Annotated in this window: 23 protein-coding genes and 1 tRNA gene; 11 read left to right on the forward strand and 13 right to left on the reverse strand. The window is 70.1% G+C overall.

Going from position 1 to position 24,849, the window contains the following annotated elements; translation table 11 throughout:
• Positions 1-41 precede the first annotated feature (41 nt).
• The 3 genes from ACLIBK_RS08520 to ACLIBK_RS08530 form a co-directional block, all read right to left on the reverse strand.
• Positions 42-1,340, reverse strand: a complete 1,299-nt coding sequence (locus ACLIBK_RS08520) for an esterase-like activity of phytase family protein (protein WP_415386817.1) — start codon at positions 1,338-1,340, stop codon at positions 42-44.
• Positions 1,341-2,365: 1,025 nt separating this feature from the next.
• Complete coding sequence (locus tag ACLIBK_RS08525; RefSeq protein WP_415386818.1) at positions 2,366-3,229, reverse strand: hypothetical protein; 864 nt, start codon at positions 3,227-3,229, stop codon at positions 2,366-2,368.
• Between the two features lie 9 nt (positions 3,230-3,238).
• A complete protein-coding gene (locus ACLIBK_RS08530) occupies positions 3,239-3,958 on the reverse strand; it encodes a class I SAM-dependent methyltransferase (RefSeq protein ID WP_415386819.1) in 720 nt (239 codons plus the stop codon).
• 576 nt (positions 3,959-4,534) lie between these two features.
• Between ACLIBK_RS08530 and ACLIBK_RS08535 the strand changes: the two genes are divergently transcribed.
• Together ACLIBK_RS08535 and ACLIBK_RS08540 are read left to right on the forward strand one after the other, a co-directional pair.
• Positions 4,535-4,693, forward strand: coding sequence for a hypothetical protein (locus tag ACLIBK_RS08535; protein ID WP_415386820.1), 159 nt, complete (start codon positions 4,535-4,537; stop codon positions 4,691-4,693).
• Between the two features lie 93 nt (positions 4,694-4,786).
• Positions 4,787-6,022: an argininosuccinate synthase gene (locus ACLIBK_RS08540; RefSeq protein WP_415386821.1), complete on the forward strand. Its 1,236-nt coding sequence runs from the start codon at positions 4,787-4,789 to the stop codon at positions 6,020-6,022.
• A gap of 206 nt (positions 6,023-6,228) precedes the next feature.
• Here the strand turns inward: ACLIBK_RS08540 and ACLIBK_RS08545 are convergent, their stop codons facing one another.
• From ACLIBK_RS08545 to ACLIBK_RS08560, 4 genes are all read right to left on the reverse strand, one after another.
• Entirely contained in the window at positions 6,229-7,110 is an 882-nt protein-coding gene (locus ACLIBK_RS08545) for a DMT family transporter (RefSeq protein ID WP_415386822.1), read from the reverse strand.
• A 153-nt stretch (positions 7,111-7,263) separates the two neighbouring features.
• Positions 7,264-8,109: a bifunctional methylenetetrahydrofolate dehydrogenase/methenyltetrahydrofolate cyclohydrolase FolD gene (folD, locus tag ACLIBK_RS08550; RefSeq protein ID WP_415386823.1), complete on the reverse strand. Its 846-nt coding sequence runs from the start codon at positions 8,107-8,109 to the stop codon at positions 7,264-7,266.
• Positions 8,106-8,408, reverse strand: a complete 303-nt coding sequence (locus tag ACLIBK_RS08555; protein WP_415386824.1) for a DUF167 domain-containing protein — start codon at positions 8,406-8,408, stop codon at positions 8,106-8,108. Before ACLIBK_RS08555 ends, folD begins: the two co-directional genes overlap by 4 nt.
• Positions 8,405-8,695: a YggT family protein gene (locus tag ACLIBK_RS08560; RefSeq protein WP_415386825.1), complete on the reverse strand. Its 291-nt coding sequence runs from the start codon at positions 8,693-8,695 to the stop codon at positions 8,405-8,407. Before ACLIBK_RS08560 ends, ACLIBK_RS08555 begins: the two co-directional genes overlap by 4 nt.
• Positions 8,696-8,832: 137 nt before the next feature.
• Between ACLIBK_RS08560 and ACLIBK_RS08565 the strand changes: the two genes are divergently transcribed.
• Positions 8,833-8,908: transfer RNA gene (locus ACLIBK_RS08565), tRNA-Ala, on the forward strand.
• Positions 8,909-9,036: 128 nt separating this feature from the next.
• Here ACLIBK_RS08565 and ACLIBK_RS08570 read toward each other — a convergent pair.
• Entirely contained in the window at positions 9,037-10,026 is a 990-nt protein-coding gene (locus ACLIBK_RS08570) for a P1 family peptidase (RefSeq protein WP_415386826.1), read from the reverse strand.
• 3 nt (positions 10,027-10,029) lie between these two features.
• The gene (locus ACLIBK_RS08575) at positions 10,030-11,625 is read right to left on the reverse strand and encodes an ABC transporter substrate-binding protein (RefSeq protein ID WP_415386827.1); all 1,596 of its coding nucleotides are present in this window, start codon (positions 11,623-11,625) and stop codon (positions 10,030-10,032) included.
• A gap of 256 nt (positions 11,626-11,881) precedes the next feature.
• On the opposite strand from ACLIBK_RS08575, the gene ACLIBK_RS08580 reads away from it, so the two are divergent.
• Positions 11,882-13,390 carry a CHAD domain-containing protein gene (locus ACLIBK_RS08580; RefSeq protein ID WP_415386828.1) on the forward strand — a complete coding sequence of 503 codons (1,509 nt, stop codon included), beginning with the start codon at positions 11,882-11,884 and terminating at the stop codon, positions 13,388-13,390.
• Positions 13,391-13,409: 19 nt separating this feature from the next.
• On the opposite strand, the gene ACLIBK_RS08585 is transcribed toward ACLIBK_RS08580, so the two are convergent.
• The gene (locus ACLIBK_RS08585; RefSeq protein ID WP_415386899.1) at positions 13,410-15,107 is read right to left on the reverse strand and encodes a 4Fe-4S dicluster domain-containing protein; all 1,698 of its coding nucleotides are present in this window, start codon (positions 15,105-15,107) and stop codon (positions 13,410-13,412) included.
• A gap of 111 nt (positions 15,108-15,218) precedes the next feature.
• Between ACLIBK_RS08585 and ACLIBK_RS08590 the strand changes: the two genes are divergently transcribed.
• The 5 genes from ACLIBK_RS08590 to ACLIBK_RS08610 all read left to right on the forward strand — a co-directional run bounded on the left by ACLIBK_RS08590 (position 15,219) and on the right by ACLIBK_RS08610 (position 20,592).
• The gene (locus ACLIBK_RS08590) at positions 15,219-16,061 is read left to right on the forward strand and encodes a uracil-DNA glycosylase (RefSeq protein ID WP_415386829.1); all 843 of its coding nucleotides are present in this window, start codon (positions 15,219-15,221) and stop codon (positions 16,059-16,061) included.
• A gap of 223 nt (positions 16,062-16,284) precedes the next feature.
• Positions 16,285-18,183 (forward strand): transglycosylase SLT domain-containing protein, encoded by a 1,899-nt coding sequence (locus ACLIBK_RS08595; RefSeq protein ID WP_415386830.1) that lies wholly within the window; start codon positions 16,285-16,287, stop codon positions 18,181-18,183.
• A gap of 11 nt (positions 18,184-18,194) precedes the next feature.
• Entirely contained in the window at positions 18,195-19,202 is a 1,008-nt protein-coding gene (locus ACLIBK_RS08600) for an asparaginase (protein WP_415386831.1), read from the forward strand.
• A gap of 132 nt (positions 19,203-19,334) precedes the next feature.
• On the forward strand, positions 19,335-19,874 hold the full coding sequence (gene moaB, locus ACLIBK_RS08605) for a molybdenum cofactor biosynthesis protein B (RefSeq protein ID WP_415386832.1): 540 nt from the start codon (positions 19,335-19,337) through the stop codon (positions 19,872-19,874).
• A 160-nt stretch (positions 19,875-20,034) separates the two neighbouring features.
• Positions 20,035-20,592 carry a cupin domain-containing protein gene (locus ACLIBK_RS08610; RefSeq protein ID WP_415386833.1) on the forward strand — a complete coding sequence of 186 codons (558 nt, stop codon included), beginning with the start codon at positions 20,035-20,037 and terminating at the stop codon, positions 20,590-20,592.
• 74 nt (positions 20,593-20,666) lie between these two features.
• On the opposite strand, the gene rnhA is transcribed toward ACLIBK_RS08610, so the two are convergent.
• Genes rnhA through ispH form a run of 3 tightly spaced genes read right to left on the reverse strand, consistent with a single transcriptional unit; the run spans position 20,667 to position 23,111 of the window.
• Positions 20,667-21,140, reverse strand: a complete 474-nt coding sequence (rnhA, locus tag ACLIBK_RS08615; RefSeq protein WP_415386834.1) for a ribonuclease HI — start codon at positions 21,138-21,140, stop codon at positions 20,667-20,669.
• Positions 21,130-22,107 (reverse strand): homoserine kinase, encoded by a 978-nt coding sequence (locus ACLIBK_RS08620; protein ID WP_415386835.1) that lies wholly within the window; start codon positions 22,105-22,107, stop codon positions 21,130-21,132. The genes rnhA and ACLIBK_RS08620 overlap by 11 nt, the downstream gene beginning before the upstream one ends.
• Positions 22,107-23,111 carry a 4-hydroxy-3-methylbut-2-enyl diphosphate reductase gene (gene ispH / locus ACLIBK_RS08625; protein WP_415386836.1) on the reverse strand — a complete coding sequence of 335 codons (1,005 nt, stop codon included), beginning with the start codon at positions 23,109-23,111 and terminating at the stop codon, positions 22,107-22,109. Before ispH ends, ACLIBK_RS08620 begins: the two co-directional genes overlap by 1 nt.
• Before the next feature lie 117 nt (positions 23,112-23,228).
• Between ispH and ACLIBK_RS08630 the strand changes: the two genes are divergently transcribed.
• Both ACLIBK_RS08630 and ACLIBK_RS08635 read left to right on the forward strand, forming a co-directional pair.
• Complete coding sequence (locus ACLIBK_RS08630) at positions 23,229-23,795, forward strand: hypothetical protein (RefSeq protein ID WP_415386837.1); 567 nt, start codon at positions 23,229-23,231, stop codon at positions 23,793-23,795.
• Positions 23,792-24,760, forward strand: a complete 969-nt coding sequence (locus tag ACLIBK_RS08635; RefSeq protein WP_415386838.1) for a retropepsin-like aspartic protease — start codon at positions 23,792-23,794, stop codon at positions 24,758-24,760. The genes ACLIBK_RS08630 and ACLIBK_RS08635 overlap by 4 nt, the downstream gene beginning before the upstream one ends.
• Positions 24,761-24,849 lie beyond the last annotated feature (89 nt).

Below are 24,849 nucleotides of genomic sequence, written 5' to 3' on the forward strand. Positions count from 1 at the left end.
GCCCCCTCGCTCTGGAAGCCGGACACATGGCGCCCCCCGCGCTACTCCGCCAGCCCGAGCCCGCGCACCAGCACGATCCGCGTCCGCTCGCCGCCGATGCCGAAATCGTCGTCGTTCACCAGCAGCAGCGTCCCGTCCGGCAGGATCGCGATCCCCTCCAGCTTCACCGGCAGCTCCGGATGATCGGCCGTGTCCAGCACCAGCCGCTTCGTCAGCGCCGTGATCCCCGTGCCCGACAGATCGTTGCTCTGCTCCAGCGTCGGGCGCGTGTCCGGGTCGTCCCAGCGGCTGCCGGCGATGTCCGTGGCGCCGGCGTTCAGCCGCACCTCGAACAGCTTGGTGGTGCCGTCCGTGCGCTCCAGCACCAGCAGCCGGTCCGGGCCGAGCCAGGCCATCTCGCTGATCCGCGGCGCCGACTGGTTGTTCGACGGGTCCAGCCGGAAGGAGCGCGGGTCGTCCAGCGGGTACACCCATTCCCCCGTCACCCGCTCCCCCGCCGGGTCGAAGCGCAGCAGCCGGGTGTTGCGCGCCTGGCGATAGGCGGCGGCGTCCGGGTTGGCCAGCGGGTTCTGCACCATCGCGTAGAGCACGCTGCCATCCGGCGCGCCCGTCAGGCTCTCGATCCCGCGGTTGGACATGCGCCGCGCCAGGATGGCCGGCAGCGCCTCCCGCACCTCGTAGCGCGCGCCCGACAACTCCCCCGCCGTGCCGCCGGCGGGAACGTAGCGGCGCAGGATGCGGCCGTCCGCGCCGACATGCACCAGGGAGGGCGCGTTCTCCTCCCCGATCCAGAAGGAACCGTCGGGCGCGCGGAACAGCCCCTCGGCGTCGATCGCGCCGGGGTCGTAGTCCAGCCGGCGCCCCTGCGCGTCGATCGGGGTTTCCGTGCGGCCGGGCAGGGGGTTGGTCAGCCCCGTCACCGGGCGGCCGTCGCGGTCCTTGATCGCGATCGCCTCGAACACGTGGAAGGCACGGTTCGCCGGGTCCAGCCGTACGCCGTACAGCGTCGGCGCGTAGTCCGGCACGGGATACACCCGCCCGTTCGGGTCCACGGTGCAGAGCCGGTCGCGCGGCAGGCCGGTGATCCGCACCCCTTCCTCACAGGTGAAGTTCGGGCCGCGGTCGGACAGCGTGTAGACGATCTCCGCCGGGTCGCCGGGCCGGTGATGCGCCGCGCTGCCGATGCCCACCGTCAGCGGCAGCGTCCGGCCGCCGGGAAAGCTCACCTCGCCGAGGCGGAGGGCGGCATCCGCGCTGTCAAGGATGGTGATGGCGGGCTGCGCGGCGGCGGGCAGGGCGGCGAGGCTGAGCAGCAGGGCGGAGTTGGCGAGGCGGCGCATGGGCGAATCCGGGAAGGGGAGGGGCGCCAGGCTGGTAACAGGAGGTACAACGGGCGAGGGTGACGGTCGCGTGACAAGCTATCCTCTACCACTGCAGGCCAGAACTAGTTTGAGCGCCAAAGGAGAAGATTAGAGGGGAAGCGTCCAACAAGTAACCTGCCGCAAAAGTGACCTCTCGCGGGGCTTGGTGTTTGAAGAGGTTGGCGGTGCTACATTGCGGTTCTAGAAATCTGCTTCTGCCATGGCCGCCCTCCAGAGCTCGTCACTAGCACTAAATGTCAAGTGCGGCTGCCTACAATGTAGACAGAGCTTGTGTTTGGCTTTCGAAAACATATTTTGGCTGAAATGCCACTGCCGGCTGATGAGAAAACCGAAACTGTTGAAGCACGTTACAACCTTGGACGGCTCCAGCGCTTTCGCCATGATGGTTGTATTGTACGCTCAGAACTTGACCTTAAGCTATGACGGGATAGCACTCAAAAATGTTAGTCCGTCGCTCTTCATCGTCAATCACATTAAGCTCAACTTGAACTTGCTGTAGCTTAACTTTCCTGGTATTCAATATATATTTTTTCAAACGGCTCTGGATATATTTCCCAATCTCTCGGGCACTTTTTTATTTTCTTACTTACAACTAAAAGTTTGAACTTAATGGCGCATCAGGGCAGATCGTCCCAAGACTCCGAGTACTTGTTCAGCACACAACTGGATACTCTCTCATCAGCAATATCACATGATTATTAAAGGTGTTGCATCAACAAGCGCCGCCAGCCGCATGGATCAGGCTTGGGCAAGCGCCACTGGTCAGCGGAACGCAGCAATGCCTGGAGGCTGGAAAACAAGTGCCTCGCTCTGTGCTACGATCACCTCTGCTTCATCGTTCGGGCCCTGCTTCAGACCGTTTGCATGCTCCTGGTTGCAGGCAAGCTCATTCGTAATTTGTGTAAATTACTTTTTGTGAGTCCCAGAAGTGCATCCTCTGGTGCAGCAGGTTGTGTCATTGATCCGGTTTGTTCCCGCGTTAACTACGGTGCTCCAGCATACCTGACTTCAAACCGGTCGAACGTTACGGAGCCTTGTCCTTGCCTTGGCTCGACGCCAACGGCAAGCCCGTTAAAGAATTCACCTCCGGTGAGAATGCCTTTCTGCATAAGATATCTAAAAATTCCAACCCACATAACCTCACCGACAACATCCGCCCGGTCAGTGGGACGAAGCATAATAAACGGAACCTGAAGCGTATAGTCGACCGCGATCGTCCATTCTCTGATACCATCATGATAGGTTCCCACTTGAGTGGAACGATTCATATAAGCGACGGTCGTTCTCGCGGTGCGAAGGAAGCAGCCCAGTTCGAACTTGGCATATTCGTCGACGCTCTGGCCGTTGCCGCGTGCCTCACTCGTCAACCACATTTCGTGTAGAATTCCAGCTTCGTCATGACGATTATACTGACCACTGTAGGTAAAAGCGGTTTGCGTCGTCAGATCTGTAATCCCCGTCAGCGGGCGAGGTGTAATAGCGCTTTGGACAGAGCTCTGCTGGTAGTTGCCATAGTGAAGCAGCAGATATCCATAAACACCCGCTTTGGTAGGCGGCCTATTGGGAACGCGCCATCGTACCGTCGTGTTGTTCGGGAAGCTGCTAGGGTAAACCACCAAGTTGCTGGTGTAATCGACATCCTCAATTGCGTTGCGGCCTAGTCCCAGAGTCGGATCAAGATTAAGATACCAAATGCCGGCATAACCGCCATAGCTGCCAGTCGTGAAACTCTGGAAGTTGGTCCTGAGCAGGGCTCCATCCGCACCTGCAGCCGCGCTTACCAAGATTGATGCTATCATAACTATCCAGCTTCCTAGCATCGTCTTTCGCTGCCGCGCGTGCTTCATGTATAGTCCTCAGACAGCTGGTTTGCTAATCAGTAAGAGAAAATCTGTTTCCCGGCTGCCGTATCGACCCCGTGTAAAAAGCCTGAGTGCTGCCCCTAGTGCTGAGTACGCCAAAAAAGCAATTGGTACCTTACTCTGCAATGTTTGGACTTGATCTGATACATATACATTGAATGCAAGGATCTTAAAACCCATCCTCGCCGTGAGATCTTTAAGCTCATCCCCGTCAGCCCCTTTGGAGTGTTCCGTTCTAAAAGGGGCGTGTCCGGGTTTGCCGGCCATATTACTTCCCAGGACGTAGCGATAGTATAGAACGTGAAACCACCATGGAGTGAGACTAGTCATTAGGCTTTTAGTTGAGCGAAGAAGAGGGCCTTTGATAACAATGATGCCGCCAAGGTCTAAAGCTGACATCGCTCTTCGCACAGCAGCTATCGGCTCTGCGACATGCTCCAAGACGTCCCAGAAAATTATAAGGTCAAAACGGCGATCCCCGTAGTCGAATATTTGAATGTCTCCAAGCAGTTTGACGTCGGCGTAGCTGTTCTGAGTAAGTTGTTCAGGAGAAATATCGACAACTGTATAAATGGCATCCGGAAGCTCCACGAACCGGTCAGCGCCACCGCCAGCCTCCAAAACACGGATAGTGCCCCGCTTCGAGACCGTCGGCTTTATAAGACTAACAGCGTCAGCATACCAAGGCGCCACCTTGAGCTGATTTATTCCCATAAGGTTAATTCTCCTCGTTTTTATGATTTAACAACGCGAGCTTGTGGGAAGTCAAGTTGTTGTCCTGAACTGAGTCGCGCTGTCCAAGGCGCTGTAGGACTAGACCGGTACGGTGGTGGCGTCGTAGCGGGACAGGCAGTTATAGCGTTCGCGCAGCCGCTCCCCCACCATTCGCAGTCCACATAGGCCCGAGCAACCGCGGAGCTGGCACGCTTAGGGTTGTGGAATCGCCGGGCAAGGTGATTCGGAGTCCAGGCACAAGCCCGTGCCAGCGTTGCGACCGTGCATTTCTCGATGACCTCGCCGCCTTAATTCATTAAAGGCAGCTTTAAGTATTACTTCTGGTTGTGCTGACAGTGCCGTTAGATCGACGATCCCGACCTATTTGCACCAGTCTCCTGACGCAAATTACGCTGGTCTGCATGCTACGTGGCCACCCCGATCTGATCCTGGACAACTGCTCCGTGCACGCTACCCGCTGCGCGCCTCGGCGGCCCGGCCCTGCTGACACTGATCCGCCGCCTCGGCCTGCGTTCCGCCCTCAACGGCCCGCCCTGGCTGCTGCCCGACCCCGATTTGTCCGAAACCCTCCGCCGCGTACCGCTGCCCCGGGCCAGCCTGGACAAGGCGGGGCTGCTGGCGCTGCGCGACCACCTCCGCACCCTGGCCGCCCTGGGCCGCGCCGCCCTCGGCCGCGCCCGCATCCCCCGCACCGTCCGCCTCGCCTGGGCATGACCGCCGCCGCCACGGCCGGCGCGCCGCCGCCTTGCCCGCACCGCCGCACTGCGGCAAATCCGGTGGCTCGTTTCCCCGGAAGGTGCCCCTGAGATGGCTGTGAAGGACGTGAAGAAGGTGGTGCTGGCCTATTCCGGCGGGCTGGACACTTCCGTGATCCTGAAGTGGCTGCAAACCACCTACCGGTGTGAGGTCGTGACCTTCACCGCCGACCTCGGCCAGGGTGAGGAACTGGGCCCCGCCCGCGACAAGGCGCTGCTGCTGGGCATCAAGCCCGAGAACGTCTTCATGGACGACCTGCGGGAAGAATTCACCCGCGATTACATCTTCCCGATGTTCCGCATGAACGCCCTGTACGAGGGCATGTACCTCCTGGGCACCTCCATCGCCCGCCCCCTGATCGCCCAGCGCCAGATCGCCATCGCCGAGCAGGTCGGCGCCGACGCCGTGGCCCACGGTGCCACCGGCAAGGGCAACGACCAGGTGCGGTTCGAGATCGCCTACTACGCCCTCAAGCCGGACGTGAAGGTGATCGCCCCCTGGCGGGAATGGGACCTCACCAGCCGCACCAAGCTCCTGGAATTCGCCGAAGCCCACCAGATCCCCATCGCCAAGGACAAGCGCGGCGAAGCCCCCTTCAGCGTGGACGCTAACCTCCTGCACAGCAGCAGCGAGGGCAAGGTCCTGGAGGACCCCTGGGACGAGCCGGAGGAGATCGTCTGGCAGCGCACCATCCGCCCCGAGGATGCACCCGACCGCGCCACCGAGATCACGGTCCAGTTCGAGCGCGGCGACGCCGTCGGCCTCAACGGCGAAGCCCTCTCCCCCGCCACGCTGCTGACTCGCCTCAACGCCCTGGGCAAGGAGAACGGCATCGGCCGCCTCGACCTGGTGGAGAACCGCTTTGTCGGCATGAAGTCCCGCGGCGCCTACGAGACGCCCGGCGGCACCATCCTCTACGTCGCCCACCGCGCGATGGAGAGCATCACGCTGGACCGCGAGGCCGCCCACCTCAAGGACAGCCTGATGCCCCGCTACGCCGAGCTGGTGTACAACGGCTTCTGGTTCTCCCCCGAGCGCCGCATGCTCCAGGCCCTGGCCGACGCCAGCCAGAACAGCGTCTCCGGCGAGGTCCGCCTCAAGCTCTACAAGGGAAACACCATCGTCACCGGCCGCCAGTCGCCCAACAGCCTGTACTCGATGAAGCACGTGACCTTCGAGGAAGACCAAGGCGCCTACGACCAGTTCGATGCCCAGGGCTTCATCAAGCTCAACGCCCTGCGCCTGCGCCTCGGCGCCATGGCCGGCCGCAAGGGCGGCGCCCTGTGACGGCCCGGGGCGGCAGCGCTTCCCGCGCCGCCGCCCCGCCCGCGCAACCCCGCGCGAAACCCGCCTCAGCCGGACCGAACCGCAGGACCGGGCAGGGCAGGGGGCCGGCACCAACCCCCGGCAGCCTTTCCCGGCCGAATCCCTGCGTCCACCCCGGCGGATCAAACCACCCCGGTGCCTCCGGTCGCCGCAGCAGCCACCCCGCCTCAGCCCGGGACGCGCGCCCTAGCCTGGAACAGCAGGCACAACCCCAACAGCGTGATCGCCCCGCCGATCAGGTCGGCCCAGCCCAGGCTTTCCCGCAGGAAGGCCCAGCCCAGCAGCGCCGCCACCGGCGGGGCCAGCAGTTGCAGCGCCGCCGCGGTGGAGGGCGGGAAGCGCCGCAGGATCACGAACAGCAGCGCGTAGCCGCCGATCCCCACCACGAAGATGGTGTAGAGCAGCGCCAGCAGGGTCGGCGTCCCCAGCGACACCGGCGGTGCCCCTTCGATCAGCACCGCGATCGGCAGCAGCATCGCCGCACTCACCAGGCTCTGCCCGAAGGAGGCAGCCCAGAGCTGCACCCGCCCGCGCGCCGGCGCGAAGCACAGCAGCCCCGCCGCCTGCGAGGCCGCGCCCAGCAGCGCGAACAGGAAGCCGATCGCCTCGCCCTCGTGCAGCCCGCCCAGCGCGCGCGACCCGCCCAGCAGCGCCACCCCCACCCAGCCCAGCAGCAGCCCTACCCAGGCCAGCGCCGGGAAGCGCCGCCGGAACAGCGTCGCCTCACCCAGCGCCACGAACAGCGGCGCCGCGGCCGAGATGATCGCCACCAGCCCCGAGCCGATATGCGCCATCGCCACCCAGGAAAAGGTGAGGTAGCCGCCGGTTCCCAGCAGCCCCATCAGCCCCACGCGCCCGAGATCCGCCCCGCGCGGCAGCCGCTGCCGCATGGCCAGCATGATCGCCAGCAGCAGCGGCGCCGTCAGCGCGAAGCGGATGGCCAGCGCCCAGAGCGGCGACCATTCCGTCACCACCACCTTGGCCGTGTTGAAGGCCGAGCCCCAGATCAGCACGAAGGCCACCACGAGCCCGAGATCGGCCGCCTTCATCGCGTCCCTCTCACCCCGGCCATCGCGCCGGGATGGCGCGCTTCCGCCCTGGCCTGCACGAAAATCCACCCGGCCCGCGGTGCCCTGTCCGAGGCACCGCCATCCGGGCCTGCGGGCCCAGCTTCCCCCGCCGGGCGTGCTGCCCCGGCCGGTTCACCCCGCGCGCCGCGCCAGGGCGGCCTGCACCGTGTTCTCCAGCAGGCAGGCGATAGTCATGGGACCCACGCCGCCCGGCACCGGGGTAATGGCGCCGGCATGGGCCGAGGCTTCGGCAAAGGCCACGTCGCCCACCAGTCGGCCATCCGCCCCGCGGTTGATGCCGACATCGATCACGATGGCGCCCGGCGCGACCCAGTCACCGCGCACCAGCTCGGCCCGGCCCACGGCGCAGACCAGGATCTCGGCCCGCCGGCATTCCGCCGCGAGGTCGCGGGTGCGGGAATGCGCGGTGGTCACGGTGGCGTCGGCGTTGAGCAGCAGCAGCGACATCGGCCGGCCGACGATGGTGGAGCGGCCCAGCACCACCGCTCGGGCACCCCGCGGCGACACCCCGGCCTCCTCCAGCAGCAGCATCACGCCCCTGGGCGTGCAGGGCACCAGCCCCGGGCGCCCGGCCAGCAGGGCGCCGCCGTTGACGGGGTGGAAGCCGTCCACGTCCTTGGCCGGATCCACCGCATCCAGCACCGCGTCCTGTCGGATCTGCGGAGGCAGCGGCAGCTGCACCAGGATGCCGTCCACCGCCGGGTCCTCGTTCAGGCGGTGCACCACGGCCAGCAGCTCGGCCTCCGTGGTGGCTTCGGGCAGGTGGATCGTTTCGCTGTCCAGCCCGGCCTCGCGCGCCGCGCGGTCCTTGTTGCGGACGTAAACGCCGCTCGCGGGGTCGTCGCCCACCCGCACCACGCGCAGCCCGGGGCGGAAGGGCAGGGCGGCCACCTGCTGCGCCAGCGCAGTCCGGCGTCGCGCCGCGAGCGCCTTGCCGTCGAGGATGCGCGCGGTCACGCCACGCGCTCCAGCGCCGCGACCAGGGTGGCCGACTCGCCGCGCACGCGGAACAGCTTCTCGCGCGACGTGCTGCCGGCGAGCAGCGTCACGGCGGAGGGTGGCACGCCCAGCGCCTCGGCCAGGGTGCCGGCCACGGCACGGTTGGCGGCGCCGTCCTCGGGCGCCGCGGTCACGGCGACGCGCAGGCGTGGGCCGTTCACCCCCGGCGCGAGGCCGGACAGGCCGGGGCGGCGGGCCCGGGGCTGGGCCCGCACGCGCAGCTCCAGCCCATCGGGCACGGCACGCCAGGCGGTCACAGGAACATCGGCGCCAGGCTGCGCCCGATGAAGATCTGCAGCGCCTTGAGCAGCAGGATCAGGATCACCGGCGAGATATCGATGCCGCCGAGGTCGGGCAGGAAGCGCCGGATCGGCCGCAGCGCGGGTTCGGTGATGCGGTACAGGAAATCGCCCACCGTCCAGACCAGCCGGTTGCGGGTGTCCAGCACGCCAAAGGAGGTCAGGAGGCTGAACACGGCCGACAGGATCAGGGCCCAGACGTAGAGATCGATCAACTGCAGGACCAGCCAGAACAGAGCCTCCATCGCCGCGCCTCGAACCCCCTGAATTGCTTCGGCGGGTGTATGGGGCGGCGGTGGCTTGGGCAAGCGCCGGCGGCGCGGATGGTGGTGCTTGACGCCGCCCGGCCCCTGGGAGATAAGCCGCCCGCCTTAGCGGGCATGGGGCTGTAGCTCAGATGGGAGAGCGCCTCGTTCGCAATGAGGAGGTCAGGGGTTCGATTCCCCTCAGCTCCACCACTTGCCCGCGACGGATAACCCTTTCAGTCGTGATGCCGACCTGACGCCGCGAGGCTGCGTCGCTGAGTGCCGTCCGCTCGGCGGGCCGGGACTGCGGCCCCGCCCCTAGACGCCCTGGCCCGCAGCCGTCACAGGCTCCCGAACTTGTCCCGCCACGCGGCCTGCCCGCCTGGCAGGGCCGTCGCGTGGAACACGCCGCGCGCAATGGCCCGGGCCATCACCAGCGTGGCGGCGAAGCCGATCTCGGTCAGGTCGCGCACCGGATCGCGCAGCGGCACCGCCCCGGTGGCCGCGGCGAAGATCGTGTCGCCGTCAGTGGGCGCATGGGCCGGCAGCACGGCGCGGGCCAGGCCGTCATCCGCCATGGTCGCCAGCCGGCTCGCCTGCGGCTTGCTCAGCGCGGCGTCGGTGACCACCAAGCCGATCGTGGTGGCCGTGCCCGCGCCGCCCTTCAGCCGCGGCGCCCAGTGCTCGGGGCGAAAAGTCGGCGGCAGGCCGAGGCCGCCGAACTCGGCCTCGCGCTCGAAAGGCGCGGCCCAGAACCAGGGACCCTCCCCCACCAGGGGCGAGCCCACCGCGTTCACCGCGGCAATCGCCGCCACCCGGAAGCCGCCGGCAGTGACCGCACTGGCCGAGCCCAGCCCGCCCTTGGCCGTGGCCGTGGTCGCGCCGGTGCCCGCACCGACCGAACCGAGGGCAAAGGGGCCGGGCGCTGCCGCACGAGCGGCGGCGTAGCCGAGGTCCCGGTAGGGCGGGAAGCGGCCCCAGTCCTTGTTGCCACCGCTCAGCAGGTCGAACAGGATCGCCTGCGGGGCGAGCGGGATGGGCATGCCGCCGAACAGGGTCCCGCGCCCGGTTTCGCGCAGCGCCGCCTGCACCCCGCCCGCGGCGTCCAGCCCGAAGGTGGAGCCGCCCGACAGCACGATGGCGTCCACCCGCTCCACCGTGGCCTCGGGGCGCAGCAGGTCGGTGTCGCGCGTGCCGGGCGCACCGCCGCGGAGGCTGACCGCCGCCACGGCCGGCGCATCGAACACCACCGCCGTCACGCCCGATCCCAGGAGGAGGTCGGTGGCGTGCCCGACGCCGAGGCCGGGGATATCGGTGAGCAGGTTCAGCACGGTTCACACCCGGCGCGCGTTCCAGAACAGCACGAAGCCCTTCAGCACGCCCTCGATGTCGCGCCGGTGCACGGTGGAGGCCAGCATCTGCCCCACGGGGATATAGGGCACGTCCTGGAAGGCCTGCTGCTGGATCTGCGCGGCGATCGCCTTCTGCTCCGCGATGTCGGGCGCCGCGAGCCACTGGTCGCGCAACTCCTCCAGCCTCTCGCTGGTGGGCCAGCCATTGGCCGAAGCAGTGCCGCGGCCACGCAGGTAGCTGTGCACGGCGGGATTGATCTGGTCGATGCCGGACCAGAAGGTGTGGAATAGGCTCCAGCCGCCCGCCTCCACCGGGTCGCGCTTGGGCAGGCGCTGCACCACCGAGCCCCAGTCCATCGCCTGCTCGTCCAGGTTCAGCCCGACCTCCCGCAGCATCGCAGCCCCCACATCGGCCATCGCCTTCAGCGTCGGGAAGTCGGAGGGCGAGAGCAGCACCACCGTCTCGCCGCGATAGCCGGAGGCAGCCACGGCGCGCCTCACCGCTTCCAGGTCGCGCGGCGCGGTCAGGGCCTGCATTCCCGCGGCGCTAGCCATGGACGTGTCCGGGGGGAAGAAGCCGATCTTGTCGTTCCAGTTCGCCGGGTCCGTGCCCGCCACGGCCATCATGTAGTCGTCCTGCCGCACCGCTCCCAGCAGGGCGCGGCGCAGCGCGGGGTTGTTGAAGGGCGGCTGCAGGTGGTTGAAGCGCAGGCAGCCGATATAGCCGGCGCTGTCCTGCACGGTGACGGTGAGGTTGCTGTCGCGCTTCAGCAGCGGCAACAGGTCGGCGGCGGGGTTCTCCCACCAGTCCATCTCGCCCGTCCGCATCGCGTTGGCGGCGGTGGCGGCGTCGGGCAGCACGTTCCACTCGACGCGGTCGAAGAAGGCCCGCTTGGGGCCGGCAGTGAACTCTGCCTGGCCGTCCGGGCGCGGGACGTAGTCGCCGAAGCGTTCGTAGACCACGCGCGATCCGGCCACGCGCTCAGCCGGCAGAAAGCGGAAGGGGCCGCTGCCCACCATCTCCGTGACGGGGGTGAAAGGGTCGGTGTTCGCCAGCCGCTCCGGCATCATGGCGCAGATGGCGGAGCCGGCCTTGCCCAGCGCGTCCGGCAAGAGCGGGAAGGGGGCTTTCAGTCGGAAGCGGATGACCGTGTCGCTTTCCGCCGAGAGTTCCTCCGTGGCGGCGAGCAGGGTTTGCCCGAAGCCGTCGCGGGCCGCCCAGCGCCGGATGGAGGCCACGCAGTCCCGCGCCAGCACCGGCTCGCCGTCGTGCCAGCGCAGGCCGTCGCGCAGGGTCAGCCGCCACAGCTTGCCGTTCTCGCCCGTCTCGTGGCCCGCCAGCATCTGCGGCTGCGGCCGGTACTGGTTGTCCAGCCCGTAGAGCGTATCGAACACCAGCATGGCGTGGTTGCGGGTGACGTAGGCGGTGCTCCAGATCGGGTCGAGCACGGCGAGGTCGGATTGCGGCACGAAGCGCAGCAGGTTGGCCCGCCCCGGACCGCCCTGGGCCGACACCACGGAAGGCATTGCCAGCGTCGCGGCCGCTGCCTGGAGGAAAGATCGTCGTTGCGTTGCCATGGCCTATTCCCTCGATGCAAGAGCCCGAGGGCCCGTCCCGTGCTGCAGGACGGTTGCAACGCGCACCGGGCCTGACAAGCTTCCCTTGACTGGCCATCCCGGGGTGGACCGATTCGGGAGCCAGTTTCCGGCCCGCATCGTGCAGCCGCTTCCGAGGATGCCGGCACGGGCCGCCCACGCTGCTGCGCGGCGGGGATGTGTGACAGTTTTAAGTCAGTTGCCTCTGCTGCCCGTGGTGGCACGTTGGCCAGCAACCATGACCGATCCTGAACAACAGCCCCCCCGCGAGCTGGAGATCAAGCTCGTGCTGCCGGAGGCCGTGACCATCGACCTCGGGGCATTGCCCTGGCTGAACGGCATGGAAACCGGTGCTCCGGATGCCGGGCGGCAAGTGTCCATCTACTTCGATACCCCCGGCCGCGACCTGCTGCGCAACGGCCTCGCGCTGCGGATCCGGCGCAGCGGCGAAAAGCGGGTGCAAACATTGAAGTCTCGTAGCGACGGCACCGCTTTTGGCCGTGGGGAATGGGAAAGCCCGATCAACCGCGACGCGCCGGAGCTGAAGCGCCTCGCCGGTACGCCGGCCGAGCCGGTGCTGGGTCTGGCCGCGGCTCTGGAGCCGATGTTCGAGTCGGATGTCCGGCGGACACGCCGACACCTTCGCCTGGTGGACGGGTCCGAGGTGGAGCTGGCGCTGGACGAGGGGGTGCTGCGGGCCGCGGAGAGCAGCGAGCCGATCCGCGAGGTCGAGCTGGAGCTGAAGCGAGGGGCGCCCGCGGCGCTGTACCGGCTGGCCGCGGATCTCGCCGCCGCGCTGCCCGGCGCCATGCTGAGCACCGACAGTAAGTCCGAGCGCGGCTGGCGACTGCTCGACCGCGCGCCGCCTGCCCCGCGGAAGGCGGAGCACCTGCAACTGCCCGAGGATATCGGCACCGCCGAGGGGATACGCCGCATCCTCGGCACCGCGCTGCGTCACCTCCTCGCCAACCTGCCGGCCGCGCGGGCCGGGCAGATGGGGGGCGTGCACCAGGCGCGCGTCGCCGTTCGCCGTCTCCGCGCCGCGCTGAACCTTTTCGAGCCGAAGCTGGGAAAGGAGAACACCGCGCGGCTGGAAGCGGAGTTGCAGCGCCTCGGCCAAGCCCTGGGCGCTGCGCGGGACTGGGACGTGTTCTGCGAGGAAACGCTGCGCGACGCGGCGGAGGATGCGGCCGCCGCGCCCTGGCTGCCGCAGCTGCGCGAACTCGCCGAGGCGGAGCGCGTCGCCGCGCATCGCGAGCTGGAAGCAGATCTTGCGCAGCCGGCGCTCACGCGGCTGATTCTGGACCTCGCCGCCTGGATCGAGGAACCGGCCGGGCTGGAAGACGGATCGGCGCCGCTGGCCGATTTCGCCCGGCCCTTGCTGAAGCGGCTGGAGCGCAAGGTCCACCGGCGCGGCAAGGGCCTGCGGCACCGGCCCGTGGAGGAACTGCACGCGTTGCGCAAGTCCCTGAAGAAGCTGCGCTACGGGCTGGAGTTCCTGGGCGGGCTGTTTCCGTCCCGCAAGGTGCACAGGTACTTGCGGGGCTGCACGGCATTGCAGGAGCGTTTAGGCACCATCAACGATGCCGCCACCGCCAAAGCCATGGTCGCCCGGCTGGCGGGCGCCGGAGACCTGGCCGCGGCTGCGGCCGCGATGGCGCACTGGGCCGACCTGCGGGAAGAAGCCGCGCTGCGGCAGCTCGGCGATGCCTGGGCCGACTACAAGGACCACGCCCTGCCGCGCTGAGCGCGGCAGGGCGGCCGCCTCACATGCCGCCGATGTAGTTGGGGCCCCCGCCGCCTTCGGGGGTGGTCCAGACGATGTTCTGGGTGGGATCCTTGATGTCGCAGGTTTTGCAGTGGACGCAGTTCTGCGCGTTGATCACCAGCCGCGCCCCGGTGTCGCCCGCTTCGGCCGGCGCGCTCTCGCCGCCCGGCGCTTCCAGCGCCTGCGGATCGGGTTCGCCCTTCAGCTCCCGCTCGGCCTCCGGCCCCACCGCCTCGTAGACGGCGGCCGGGCAGTAGCGGCTTTCCGGCGAGCGGAAGCGGTCCCAGTTCACCGTCTTCCAGACTGCGGGGTCCTTGAGCTTGAGGTGGGCCGGCTGGTCCTCCTCGTGGTTGGTGTTGCTCAGGAACACGCTGCTCAGCCGGTCGAAGCTCAGCACCCCGTCCGGCTTGGGATACCGGATGCGCGGGGACTTGGCGGCGTCGCGGAGCATCTCGTGGTCGGCATGGTGCTTCATGGTCCAGGGCGCCTTGCCCCGCAGCACGTAGGTGTCCAGCGCCGCATTGGCCATGCCGCCCCAGAAGCCCAGCTTGGCGAAGCCGGGGCGGATGTTGCGCACGCCCTTCAACTCGGCGGCCACCCAGGAATCGTTGATGGCGCGCGGATAGGCGTCCAGCACCGCGCGCTTGTCGCCGGCCAGGGCTTCGGCGGCGGCCTCGGCGGCCAGCATGCCGGACTTCATGGCCAGGTGGGTGCCCTTGATCTTGGGCACGTTCAGGAAGCCCGCGCCGTCGCCGATCAGCACGCCGCCGGGGAAGGCCAGGCGCGGCACGGCCTGCCAGCCGCCCTCGTTCAGCGCGCGGGCGCCGTAGGCGATGCGCTTGCCGCCCTGGAGGAACTTGCGCACGGCTGGGTGCGTCTTGAAGCGCTGGAACTCCTCGAAGGGCGCCAGCCAGGGGTTGGGATAGTCCAGCCCCACCACGAAGCCGATGGAAACCAGGTTCTCGCCCAGCATGTAGAGCCAGGAACCGCCATAGGTGTCGGAGGGCAGGGGCCAGCCAGTGGAATGCCACACCAGGCCAGGGGTGTGCTGCTCCTTGGGGATTTCCCAGAGCTCCTTGATGCCCAGCGCGTAGGTCTGAGGAAGAGCGTCCTGGCGCAGGCTGTACTCGACTTCCAGCGTCTGGGTCAGGGAGCCGCGGCAGCCTTCGCCGAACAGGGTGTAGGTGGCGCGCAGTTCCATGCCGGGCTGGAAGTTGGGGCCTTCCTCGCCTTCGCGGGTGATGCCCATCACCCCCGCCACCACGCCGCGGACCTGGCGGCCGTCCGGCCCGTCCTCGATGATGGTCTCGGAAGCGGCGAAGCCCGGGTAGATCTCCACCCCGAGCGCCTCGGCCTTGGCGCCCAGCCAGCGGCACACGTTGCCCAGCGACACCACGTAGTTGCCGGCATTGTGCATCTGCGGCGGCGTGGGCAGCCGGAAGGCGCGCTTTTCCGTCAGCAGCACGAAGCTGTCGGCGGTGGCTGGGGTGGCCAGCGCTGGCGGGTCGTCGCGCCAGTCCGGCAGCAGCTCGTCCAGGGCGCGCGGCTCCATCACCGCGCCCGACAGGATATGCGCTCCGACCTCGGAGCCCTTCTCCACCACGCAGACCGAGGCGTCGGGCGCGACCTGCTTCAGCCGGATGGCCGCGGCCAGCCCGGCCGGGCCGGCGCCGACGATCAGCACGTCGAATTCCATGCTTTCGCGCTCGGTCAAGGCCGGGTGCCCTCCATCTCAACTGTTGCGGATTCCAGCATGTAAGGCCGGGGCCGGTTGTGCGGAACCCTGGGGAGGGCCGATATCACCGCCATGGAGAACGCAGAGGCCGCTTCGCTGCGGGCCGCGCTGGCGCTGCAGCTGCACTGGGGCGCGGACGAGGCGCTGGAGGACCTGCCGCTCGACCGCACGGCCGCGCGTCCCGCCGAGCTGCGGGCCATGGCGCCGCCGCGGTCGGTCGCGGCTGCGCCGGCCCAGGGAGCCCTGCTGGCGCCGGCGGCAGTGCCCGCCGCACCGCGTCGCGCCGTGGCGGCGGCCGTGCCTTCGGCCCTGACCCCGGCGGCGCTGCGGGCGGCGGAGCTGGCCGCCGGGGCCGATAGCCTGGACGCGCTCAAGGCGGCGATGCAGGCCTACGAGGCCTCGCTGCGCGACACCGCTACCAACATCGTCTTCTCCGACGGTGTGGCGGAAAGCGGGCTGATGATGATCGGCGAAGCGCCGGGCGCGGACGAGGACCGGCTGGGCAAGCCCTTCGTCGGCGTGTCCGGCCGGTTGCTGGACCGCATGGTGAACAGCATCGGCCTGCACCGCGAGCGCGACTTCTACCTGACCAACATCCTGTGCTGGCGTCCGCCGGGCAACCGCACCCCCACGGATGCCGAAGTGTCGCTGTTCCTGCCCTTTGCCCGCCGCCACATTGCCCTGGCCCGGCCGCGTCACCTCGTGCTGCTGGGAGGCACGGCGGCCAAGGCGCTGCTGGGTGCCAAGGAGGGGATCACCCGGCTGCGCGGCCGCTGGATGCGCTTGGAGGTGGAGGGGCAGAGCATCCCGACGCTGGCCACCCTGCATCCCGCCTACCTGCTGCGGCAGCCCGCAGCCAAGCGGGATGCATGGCAGGACCTGCTGCTGCTGCGGCAAACGCTGGACGCCGGCTGACGCATTCGTGAAGCCGCACGCACGCCGAAGTGGCAGTTTGCCGCCGGCATTGTCTCAAAATATGGGAATAATCTCAGCCAAGGGGGTTGCGCCCAGGGGTAACCCGCCGCTAACCCCTCGGGTCATGGGAGCCGTTCGCGACCTTCTGCCCCTTCGCAGGGCCCATCAGCGCCGGCCCAAGGCCCGCAGCGGGAGGTTCCGCCGAGCGGGGCGGGTCGGGCTCGTGCTCCTCGCCTCCGTGCTGTGCGGCTGGTCGCCCCGGGTCGCGATGGCCACGGAAGCGGCCTCCGCCCGCAGCCGCCGCGACGTGCCCGTGCGCAGCGCGGCCACCCGGCCAGCGCCCAGCCGCGCCGTGGCGACGCTGCGCCCGGCCACCGCCCGCCTGCCCGGGGCCTCCGAGATGGCGCTGGCCCCGGCGGTGCGGTCGCGCGGCAATGCGGGCGGCCTGCCGCAGCCGCTGGCGCCCTCGGACGCTGCACGCCTGCGCCACATCTTCGAAGCCCAGGCCCGCGGCGACGTGCCGGCCGCGGCTTTGGAGATGGAGCGGCTGGACGACCGGCGGCTGGTGGGCCACGTCCTGGCCGATCGGTGGTTGCGCCCCGGCGCGCCGGAGCCGGCCACGGCGGAGCTCTACGCCTGGCTGGCGGAAAACGCGGACCATCCGGACGCCCCCCGCATCTACGCGCTGCTGTCCAGCCGTACCCCGCGCGGCGTCAGCCTGCCGCCCGCCCCGCCGGATGCCGCCCTGTCCGCCAGCGCGCCCGACACGCCGCCGGAAGAACAGGTGCCGCCCGCCCGCGCCGTGGTGCGCAACCCGGCCCTGGACCGTTCCGTGCGCGAGCGCGCCCAGGCGGGGGAGTCGGAGGCCGCGCTGCGGCTGATCAGCAACACCCGCGGCATGACGCCAGCCTATGCCTCCCTGTTGCAGGCGGAACTGGCGCAGACCCTGTTCCAGCAGGGCAAGGACGACGACGCCTTCCGCATCGCCGCCGCGGCCACCCGCGCCAGCCCCAACCAGTCCTTGGCACCCTTCGTGGCCGGGCTGGCCGCCTGGGGCCGCGGCTTCTTCGACATCGCCCTCCCGTATTTCGAGGCCGCGGCGCGGGCCGATGACGGCCCCGCGGTGCTGCGCTCGGCGGCGGCGCTGTGGACGGCGCGGGCCGCGGTACGGGCACGCAAGCCGCAGCTCTATGTGCCCTGGATGCTGCAGGCGGCGCAGGAGCCGCGCACCTTCTACGGCCTCGTAGCCCGCCGCGCCCTGGGCCTGCCGCCCGGCTTCGCCTGGGAACGCGACCTGGCGGGGGAGGCGGAATCCGCCGCCCTGGCCGAAACCGCCGGCGGCTGGCGCGCCCTGGCGCTGTTGCAGATCGGGCAGAACGCCCGGGCCGAGGCCGAGCTGCGCCGCCTGTGGCCGGCGGTGCAGAACAACCCGGTGCTGAGCCGCGCCAGCCTGGCGGTGGCGACGCAATCGGGCATGACCGAGTTCGCCGCGCAGATCGCCGGCCTGGCGCAGACCGTCGATGGGCGGCCGCGCGACTTCGCCCGCTTCCCCGTGCCGCGGCTGGACCCGGCCGGCGGCTTCCGCGTCGATCCGGCGCTGCTCTACGCGCTGGTGCGGCAGGAATCCAACTTCGACGCCGGCGCCGTGTCCCCGGCCGGCGCGCGCGGGCTGATGCAGCTGATGCCCGCCACGGCCTCCTTCATGGCGGGCGATCCTTCCCTGGCGACGGCGGCGGGGATGCAGCGGCTGCACGACCCGTCCTTCAGCCTGGATATCGGGCAGCGCTACCTGCACCACCTGGCGCGGCTGGACAGCACGGATGGCAACCTGATCCGCATGCTGGCCTCCTACAACGCGGGTCCCGGCGCGGTGCAGCGCTGGCAGCCCAGCAACGGCCACCGCGACGACCCCTTCCTGTTCATCGAATCCATCCCGCTGGACGAGACCCGCACCTTCGTGCAGCGCGTGCTGGCCTATTCCTGGATCTACGCGAGCCGCCTGGGCCTGCCCTCGGCCAGCCTGGACGCCATGGCGGCCGGCGCTTTTCCGCGCTTCACCACGCCGGGCGAGCTGGAGCGCATGGTGTCGCGCGACGGCGTGCGCACCGTGTCCACGCGCTGAGGAGCCCGGCCTTGCCCGATCCCGAACTCGTCGAGGTGTTCCGCGGTCCCCGCGTGGAGTCGCGCCATGCCGGCGCCCTGGCCGTGGCCGACGCGGATGGCGGGCTGGTGCTGGCGCTGGGCGACGTGGAACGGCCGGTGTTTCCGCGCTCGGCGGTCAAGGTAATCCAGGCCCTGCCGCTGATCGAGAGCGGCGCGGCCGACCGCTACGGCCTGACGGAGGCCGAGCTGGCCCTGGCCTGCGCTTCCCATTCCGGGGAGCCCGCGCATGCCGAGGCCGCGGCCAGCATGCTGCGCAAGGCCGGGCTGGACCGCGACGCGCTGGAATGCGGCGTGCACTGGCCCTCCAACGCCGAAGCGTCCCGCGCCCTGGCCCGCAGCGGCGCGGAGGCCACCGCGCTGCACAACAACTGTTCTGGCAAGCATTCCGGCTTCCTGTGCTCGGCCTGCGCGCGGGGCGAGGCGGTGGCGGGCTACGTCCTTCCCGAACACCCCGTGCAGCGCGCGGTGAAGGCCGCCATGGACGAGGTCACCGGCTTCACGGCGCGGGAGGAGGACCGCGGCACGGACGGTTGCTCCATCCCCACCTACGCGGTGCCGCTGCGCGCCCTGGCGCTGGGCTTCGCTCGGGTCGGCACCGGGCGGGGGCAGGGGCCGGTGCGGGCAGCGGCCTTTCAGCGGCTGCGGGCGGCGGTGGCGGCCAATCCCTTCATGGTGGCGGGCACCGGGCGCAGCGACACGGTGCTGATGACGGCCTTGGGCCCGCGAGCCTTCACCAAGGTGGGGGCCGAGGGCGTGTTCTGCGCCAGCCTGCCCGAGCTGGGCCTGGGCATCGCGATCAAGTGCGACGACGGCGCCGGCCGCGCGGCGGAGGTGGTGATGGCCTCCCTGCTGCTGCGGCTGCTGCCGCTCTCGGACGCCGAGCGCGCCGCGGTGGAGCCGCTCGCCCGGCCGGTGCTGCGGAACTGGCGCGGCATCGAGGTGGGCGGGCTGCGGCCGACCGAGGCGCTGCGGCACTGAGTTCCGCGCCGGGCGCCCTCGTCCCGGCACCCCGGCCCGCCTATCTGCTGGGCGTCCTGTCCCGCAGCGCGCGTGGCGCGGCCGTGTTTCGCGGTGGCTGTCCCGCGCCCAGTTCTTCCGGAGCGTCGTGCCATGCCGATCGACGAGAGCCTGCCCTTCCTGCCCGTGAACATCGCCGTGCTGACGGTCAGCGACACGCGCGACCTGGCCAGCGACCGTTCCGGCCAGACCCTGGCGGAGCGGATCGAGGCGTCAGGCCACCGCCTCGCGGCGCGGGAGATCGTGCGCGACGAGCCGGACGCCATCGAGGCCGTGCTGCGCCGCTGGATCGCCGACCCGCAGATCGATGTCGGCATCACCACGGGTGGCACCGGCATCACCGGCCGCGACGTGACGCCGGAAGCCTTTGGGCGGGTGCTGGAAAAGGAGATCACCGGCTTCGGCGAACTGTTCCGGATGCTGAGCTACGCCAAGATCGGTACCTCCACGATCCAGTCGCGGGCGATCGGCGGCGTGGCGGGCGGGACCTATCTTTTCGCCCTGCCGGGCAGCACGGGCGCGGTGAAGGATGGCTGGGACGACATCCTGCGCTTCCAGCTCGACAGCCGGCACAAGCCCTGCAACCTCGTGGAACTGATGCCGCGGCTATTGGAACACCTGCGGGCCGCCTGAAGCGGGCGGGGGCGATCCGGCGGTAGCCCGGTCGCCCCGTTTGTCAGCTGCCGGGGCTGGCGTGGCGAAGGCCGGCGCACTCGCGTCCATGTGACAGGCCAACCGGCGGTTGGTCACGAAATGACGGCGTTGTGCCCACAACCCGCCGGAGGACCGCCTGATGGACGCAGAGAAGCTGAAACTCGCCGCCGAGAGCATCGAGGCCACGCCCTTCGACATCCCCGGAGCCGAAGGGCAGTTCCGAATCCAGATCCTCAACGAGGGCCAGAACAGGGGCGTGGTGACCACGATCGTGCACCTGCCGGCCGGCGGAAAGATCCCGGCCCATTTCCACAAGGCCGGCGCCGAGATGCACTACGTCCTGGAGGGTGACCTGATCGAGGCCGGCGAAACGCTCGGGGCGGGTGCCTTTCTCACCCACGCGGCCGGGGTGGTGCATGGGCCGCATGAGAGCCGCGGCGGCGCCAAGGTGCTGACCGTGCAGCAGTGGCAAAGCCAGAACGGCGCCTTCGACTTCAACCTGGCCGAAAGCCAGGCCGGGACGGCGGCTTCCGGGGACGGTGACCCGCAGGAGGGCGGCGGGCCTTCCGCTGGTGCCCAGGCCGGCACCGCGCAACCCGGTGCTGCGCAGTCCGGTGATGCGCCGCCGACCACCTCCGGCGTGGCGGATGACAGCGACGTGGCGCGCGAGCGCGAGAACGCCAAGGGCTACACCTGAGGCAGCGCATCGCCCCGTCCGCCGTGGCGGGGCGCATGGCGATCGCCCGTCAGGATCACCCGTCAGGGCCGAAGTCAGGTGCTTCCCGGCAAGCGCGTCTTGGCAGCAGCGTCCCGCGCGGCGGTGGCGAGTTGGTCGGCCCGCTCGTTCATGGGATTACCGGCATGGCCGCGCACCCAGCGCCATTCCACCGCGTGCGGCTTGGCCGCGGCCAGCAGGCGCTGCCACAGCTCGTAATTCGCCACCGGCTCCTTGGCCGCGGTTTTCCAGCCGTTGCGCACCCAGCCGTTCACCCAGCGCGAGATGCCGTTGCGGACGTATTCGCTGTCCGTGTGCAGCACCACCTGGCAGGGGCGCTTCAGGGCTTCCAGCGCCGCGGCGGCCGCCGTCAGTTCCATGCGGTTGTTGGTGGTGGCCGCGTCGCCGCCGGTCAATTCCCGCTCATGGCCGTTGAAGCGCAGGATGGCGGCCCAGCCGCCGGGGCCGGGGTTGGGCTTGCACCCTCCGTCGGTCCAGATCTCCACGGCGGTGGCGGCTTCATCCGACATGGGCGGCGATCTCCTCGCTCTGGGCGAAGTGGCGCAGCCGCGCCAGGAATTGCAGCGGGTCCTTGGGGGTGACCAGCGCGCCCGGCGGCCGGTGCGTCCAGTCATACAAGCGCGTCAGCAGGAAGCGCAGCGCCGCCCCGGCACAGAGCACCGGCAGCGCGTCGCGTTCCGCGGCGGTCAACGGCCGCTGCGCGTCGTAGGCGTCCAGCATGGCCCGGGCACGGGCGGGGTCGAAGCGCAGCGCCTGGTCGAAGCACCAGCTGTTGAGCGAGACGGCGAGGTCGTAGGCCAGCATGTCCGTGCAGGCGAAGTAGAAGTCGATGATCCCCGTCAGTCTCTCGCCCTGGAAGAAGGCGTTGTCGGGGAACAGGTCGGCGTGGATGTGGCCGCGCGGCAGCGATCCCGGGGTGGGCCAGCGTCGCAGAACATTCGACAGCTGCGCGTCCAGCTCCGCGCAAAGGCCGGGCAGCACGGTGTCGCCGGCGCCGCGGCAGCGGTGCAGCAGCGGCTCCCAGCTCCCCGGCCCCATGGAGTTCAGCCGTTCCGCCGCGAAGCCGCGCCCGGCCGCGTGCAGCCCGGCCATGGCGTGGCCGAGCTCGGCGCATTGCGCCACGGTGGGGTCGCGCAGGCCGCTGCCCTGCAGGAAGGTGCAGATCGCGGCCGGGCGCCCGGCCAGCTGGCGCAGTGCCTCACCGTCGCGGGCCGCCACGGGCTGCGGGCAGTCCACTCCCCCCGCGGCAAGGTGCCGCATCAGGCCGATGAACCAGGGCAGCTCCGCCGGGTCCACGCGCTTCTCGTAGAGCGTCAGCACGAAGGTGTCGCCCAGCGCGCCGCCCGTGGTGCGGAGCAGGAAGTTGCTGTTCTCCACGCCCTCCGCGATGCCGTGCAGCGCCAGCGGCGCGCCCAGGGCGTAGTCCTCCAGGAAGGCGGCCAGCGCCTCCGGCGAAACCTCCGTGTAGACCGCCATTACGCTTGCAGGGCGGCGGGCAGCTTGAAGGTGATCCCCTCCCGCGCCACCACGACTTCCTCGATCCGCACGTCGAAGCGGGTGCGCAGGCGGGCCAGCACTTCCTCCACCAGCACTTCCGGGGCGCTGGCGCCGGCGGTGATGCCCACCGTGCCCAGCCCGTCCGCCAGGGCGGGGTCCAGGTCGCGGCCGCGCTGCACCAGGATGGCGCGCGGGCAGCCGGCGCGCTCCGCCACCTCGCGCAGGCGGACGGAGTTGGAGGAGTTGGGGGCACCGACCACCACCATCAGCTCCGACCGGTCGGCGATTGCCTTGACGGCGGCCTGCCGGTTGGTGGTGGCGTAGCAGATGTCTTCCTTGGTCGGGCCGGTCAGGCTCGGGAAGCGCTCCTTGAGCACCGCCACGATCTCGGCCGTGTCGTCCACCGACAGGGTGGTCTGCGTGGTGAAGGCGAGGGGGCCGGGGGGCGGCACCACCGTGCGAGCCTGGTCGGCATCCTCCACCAGCGTCACGGCACCCTCGGGCAGCTGGCCCATGGTGCCGATCACCTCGGGGTGGCCGGCATGGCCGATCAGCAGGATGTGGTGGCCGGTGGCGAAGTGCCGCTCGCTTTCCCGGTGGACCTTGCTGACCAGCGGGCAGGTGGCGTCCAGGAAGAACATGTTGCGCGAGCGGGCGTCCGCGGGGACCGATTTCGGCACGCCGTGGGCGGAAAACACCACGGGCTGCCCGTCATCGGGGATCTCGCTCAGCTCCTCGACGAACACGGCGCCCAGCTCCTCCAGCCGTTCCACCACGAAGCGGTTGTGGACGATCTCGTGGCGCACGTAGACCGGGGAGCCGTGGCGGTGCAGCGCCTCCTCCACGATCTTGATGGCGCGGTCCACGCCGGCGCAGAAGCCGCGCGGCCCGGCCAGCAGCACGTTCAGCCGGGGCTTGGGGGCCGGGGCCTCGGGCGCCGGCGGCAGGGTCGGGGCGTCGGTCAGGTTGGCGTCGGGGGTCATCTCGTGCCAGTTCTCGGGCCGTGTTCGGGGCAGCAGGCACCGGGAGATGGTCACCCGGCCGGGTGCACCGCAACCTAGCCGCCCCAGGGATTCGGCGACAGGGGGAGTGTTTTTCGCATGGCCATTCGGGGACGCATCGCGGGCGGGCTGTTTCTCGGGCTCGCCGCGACCGGGCTGGCCGGCTGCGGCGGCGGGTCCACGGGCGCGCCCAACCTGCTGGCCAACGCCACCGCGCCCTGTCCGCGCGTTGCCCTGCTGGGGGAGGCCGCCGACCTGACGCGCTTCCGCGCCGGCGGTCCGCGCGACCTGTCCAACATGGAGCTGGACGCCCGGCTGGTGGGGTTCCAGGCCAAGTGCGACTACGCCCCCCGGCGCGACGGGCTGGACGTCACCCTGACGCTGAGCCTGTCGGCCGAGCGCGGCCCCGGCGCCACCGGCCGCACCGCCTCGCTGCCTTACCTCGTGGCGGTGGTGTCGGGCGACGAGCGGCAGGTGCTGGCACGGGAGGCCTATGCCGCCGAGGTCAGCTTCCCCGCCAACGTGAACCGGGTGCAGACGCGGGGCGAGGAGCTGTCCATCCGCATTCCCGGCAGCCCGCAGGAAGCGGCCGGGCGCACCGTGCTGCTGGGCTTCGTGCTGACGCCGGAGGAACTGGCGCTGAATCGGCAGCGCGGCACCCGGTGAGTTCCGCGGCTCGGGCCGCGCGACGCCCCGCCGCCGCGGCCCGCGAGGCCCGGCGCGCGGTGCTGGCGGTGCTGCTGCTGGCCCCGGCCGCCTGCGCGGCCGGCCCGGGCTGCGTGGCCGGGCGCGAGGACCGGGTGCCGCTGACGCTGGCCGCCGGGTTGCCCCTGGTGCCGGCGCGGATCAACGGGCGGCCGGTGCAGCTGGTGCTGGATACCGGCGCCTCCGGCCTGGCGCTGACCCCGACCGGCGCGGCCCGGCTGCGGCTGCCCGTGCGGCCGGACGGCTTCCAGGTGGCGCCGGGCGCCGGCGGCGCGGGCGTGGTGCCCGGCGTGTCCGTGGCGCTGCTGGAATTCGGCGGCTTGCGGCTGGACAACCTGTCGGCCCCGGTGGTGCCCAGCCCGGTGCTGGACGGGTTGGACGGCGGCGGTGCCTCGGGCGTGCTGGGCGGCGACGCGCTGGCCGGCGCCGAGATCGAGCTGGACCTGCCGGCACGGCGCGCGACCACCTTCCGGGGCGAAGCCTGCCGCGCGGCCGCCCCGGCCTGGGACGGCGCCTCCGAGGGCCTGCCGACCTGGCGGGCGGCGGACCAGCGCCTGGGGGTCAGGCTGCGGGTGAACGGGGTGGAACTGCCGGCGATCCTGGACACCGGGGCCAGCCGCAGCCTGATTTCCGGCCGCGCCGCGTCCCGCCTGGGGCCCGAGGCCGCGGCCCTGCCCGGCGCCACCAGCGAGGTCCGCGGCTTCGGCCCGCAGGTCCGGCGCGCCGAGCTGCGGCGCTTCCGCGAGGTGCAGCTGGGGCGGGAAGTCCTCCGCGACGTGCCGCTCCTCGTGCTGGACGACCTGCCGGAAGAAGCGGAGCTGGTGCTGGGGGCGGATCTGCTCGCCACCCGCCGCCTGTGGGTGTCCTACGCCACCGGCCGCGTCTTCGTGCAGCCCGCCGCGGCGCCGCTGCCCGGAAGCGGCTGAGCGTCCCGGCCCCCTGGTTCCCGGTGCCCGCCGGGACTCCCTGCGGCGAGGCGGGGCCGTCCCGCTGAACCGATCCGGCGGAACCCCGG

Source organism: Roseomonas sp. BN140053 (assembly GCF_047690175.1).
GTDB lineage: Bacteria > Pseudomonadota > Alphaproteobacteria > Acetobacterales > Acetobacteraceae > Roseomonas.

Coding starts and splice junctions, on each gene's coding strand:
- ACLIBK_RS08520 (WP_415386817.1), bottom strand. CDS start 1,340: ATGCGCCGCCTCGCCAACTCCGCCCTGCTGCTCAGCCTCGCCGCCCTG.
- ACLIBK_RS08630 (WP_415386837.1), top strand. CDS start 23,229: ATGGCCATTCGGGGACGCATCGCGGGCGGGCTGTTTCTCGGGCTCGCC.
- ACLIBK_RS08560 (WP_415386825.1), bottom strand. CDS start 8,695: ATGGAGGCTCTGTTCTGGCTGGTCCTGCAGTTGATCGATCTCTACGTC.
- ACLIBK_RS08575 (WP_415386827.1), bottom strand. CDS start 11,625: ATGGCAACGCAACGACGATCTTTCCTCCAGGCAGCGGCCGCGACGCTG.
- ACLIBK_RS08530 (WP_415386819.1), bottom strand. CDS start 3,958: ATGGGAATAAATCAGCTCAAGGTGGCGCCTTGGTATGCTGACGCTGTT.
- ACLIBK_RS08540 (WP_415386821.1), top strand. CDS start 4,787: ATGGCTGTGAAGGACGTGAAGAAGGTGGTGCTGGCCTATTCCGGCGGG.
- ACLIBK_RS08620 (WP_415386835.1), bottom strand. CDS start 22,107: ATGGCGGTCTACACGGAGGTTTCGCCGGAGGCGCTGGCCGCCTTCCTG.
- ACLIBK_RS08590 (WP_415386829.1), top strand. CDS start 15,219: ATGGAGAACGCAGAGGCCGCTTCGCTGCGGGCCGCGCTGGCGCTGCAG.
- ACLIBK_RS08580 (WP_415386828.1), top strand. CDS start 11,882: ATGACCGATCCTGAACAACAGCCCCCCCGCGAGCTGGAGATCAAGCTC.
- moaB (WP_415386832.1), top strand. CDS start 19,335: ATGCCGATCGACGAGAGCCTGCCCTTCCTGCCCGTGAACATCGCCGTG.
- rnhA (WP_415386834.1), bottom strand. CDS start 21,140: ATGTCGGATGAAGCCGCCACCGCCGTGGAGATCTGGACCGACGGAGGG.
- ACLIBK_RS08525 (WP_415386818.1), bottom strand. CDS start 3,229: ATGAAGCACGCGCGGCAGCGAAAGACGATGCTAGGAAGCTGGATAGTT.
- ACLIBK_RS08545 (WP_415386822.1), bottom strand. CDS start 7,110: ATGAAGGCGGCCGATCTCGGGCTCGTGGTGGCCTTCGTGCTGATCTGG.
- ispH (WP_415386836.1), bottom strand. CDS start 23,111: ATGACCCCCGACGCCAACCTGACCGACGCCCCGACCCTGCCGCCGGCG.
- ACLIBK_RS08610 (WP_415386833.1), top strand. CDS start 20,035: ATGGACGCAGAGAAGCTGAAACTCGCCGCCGAGAGCATCGAGGCCACG.
- ACLIBK_RS08585 (WP_415386899.1), bottom strand. CDS start 15,107: ATGGAATTCGACGTGCTGATCGTCGGCGCCGGCCCGGCCGGGCTGGCC.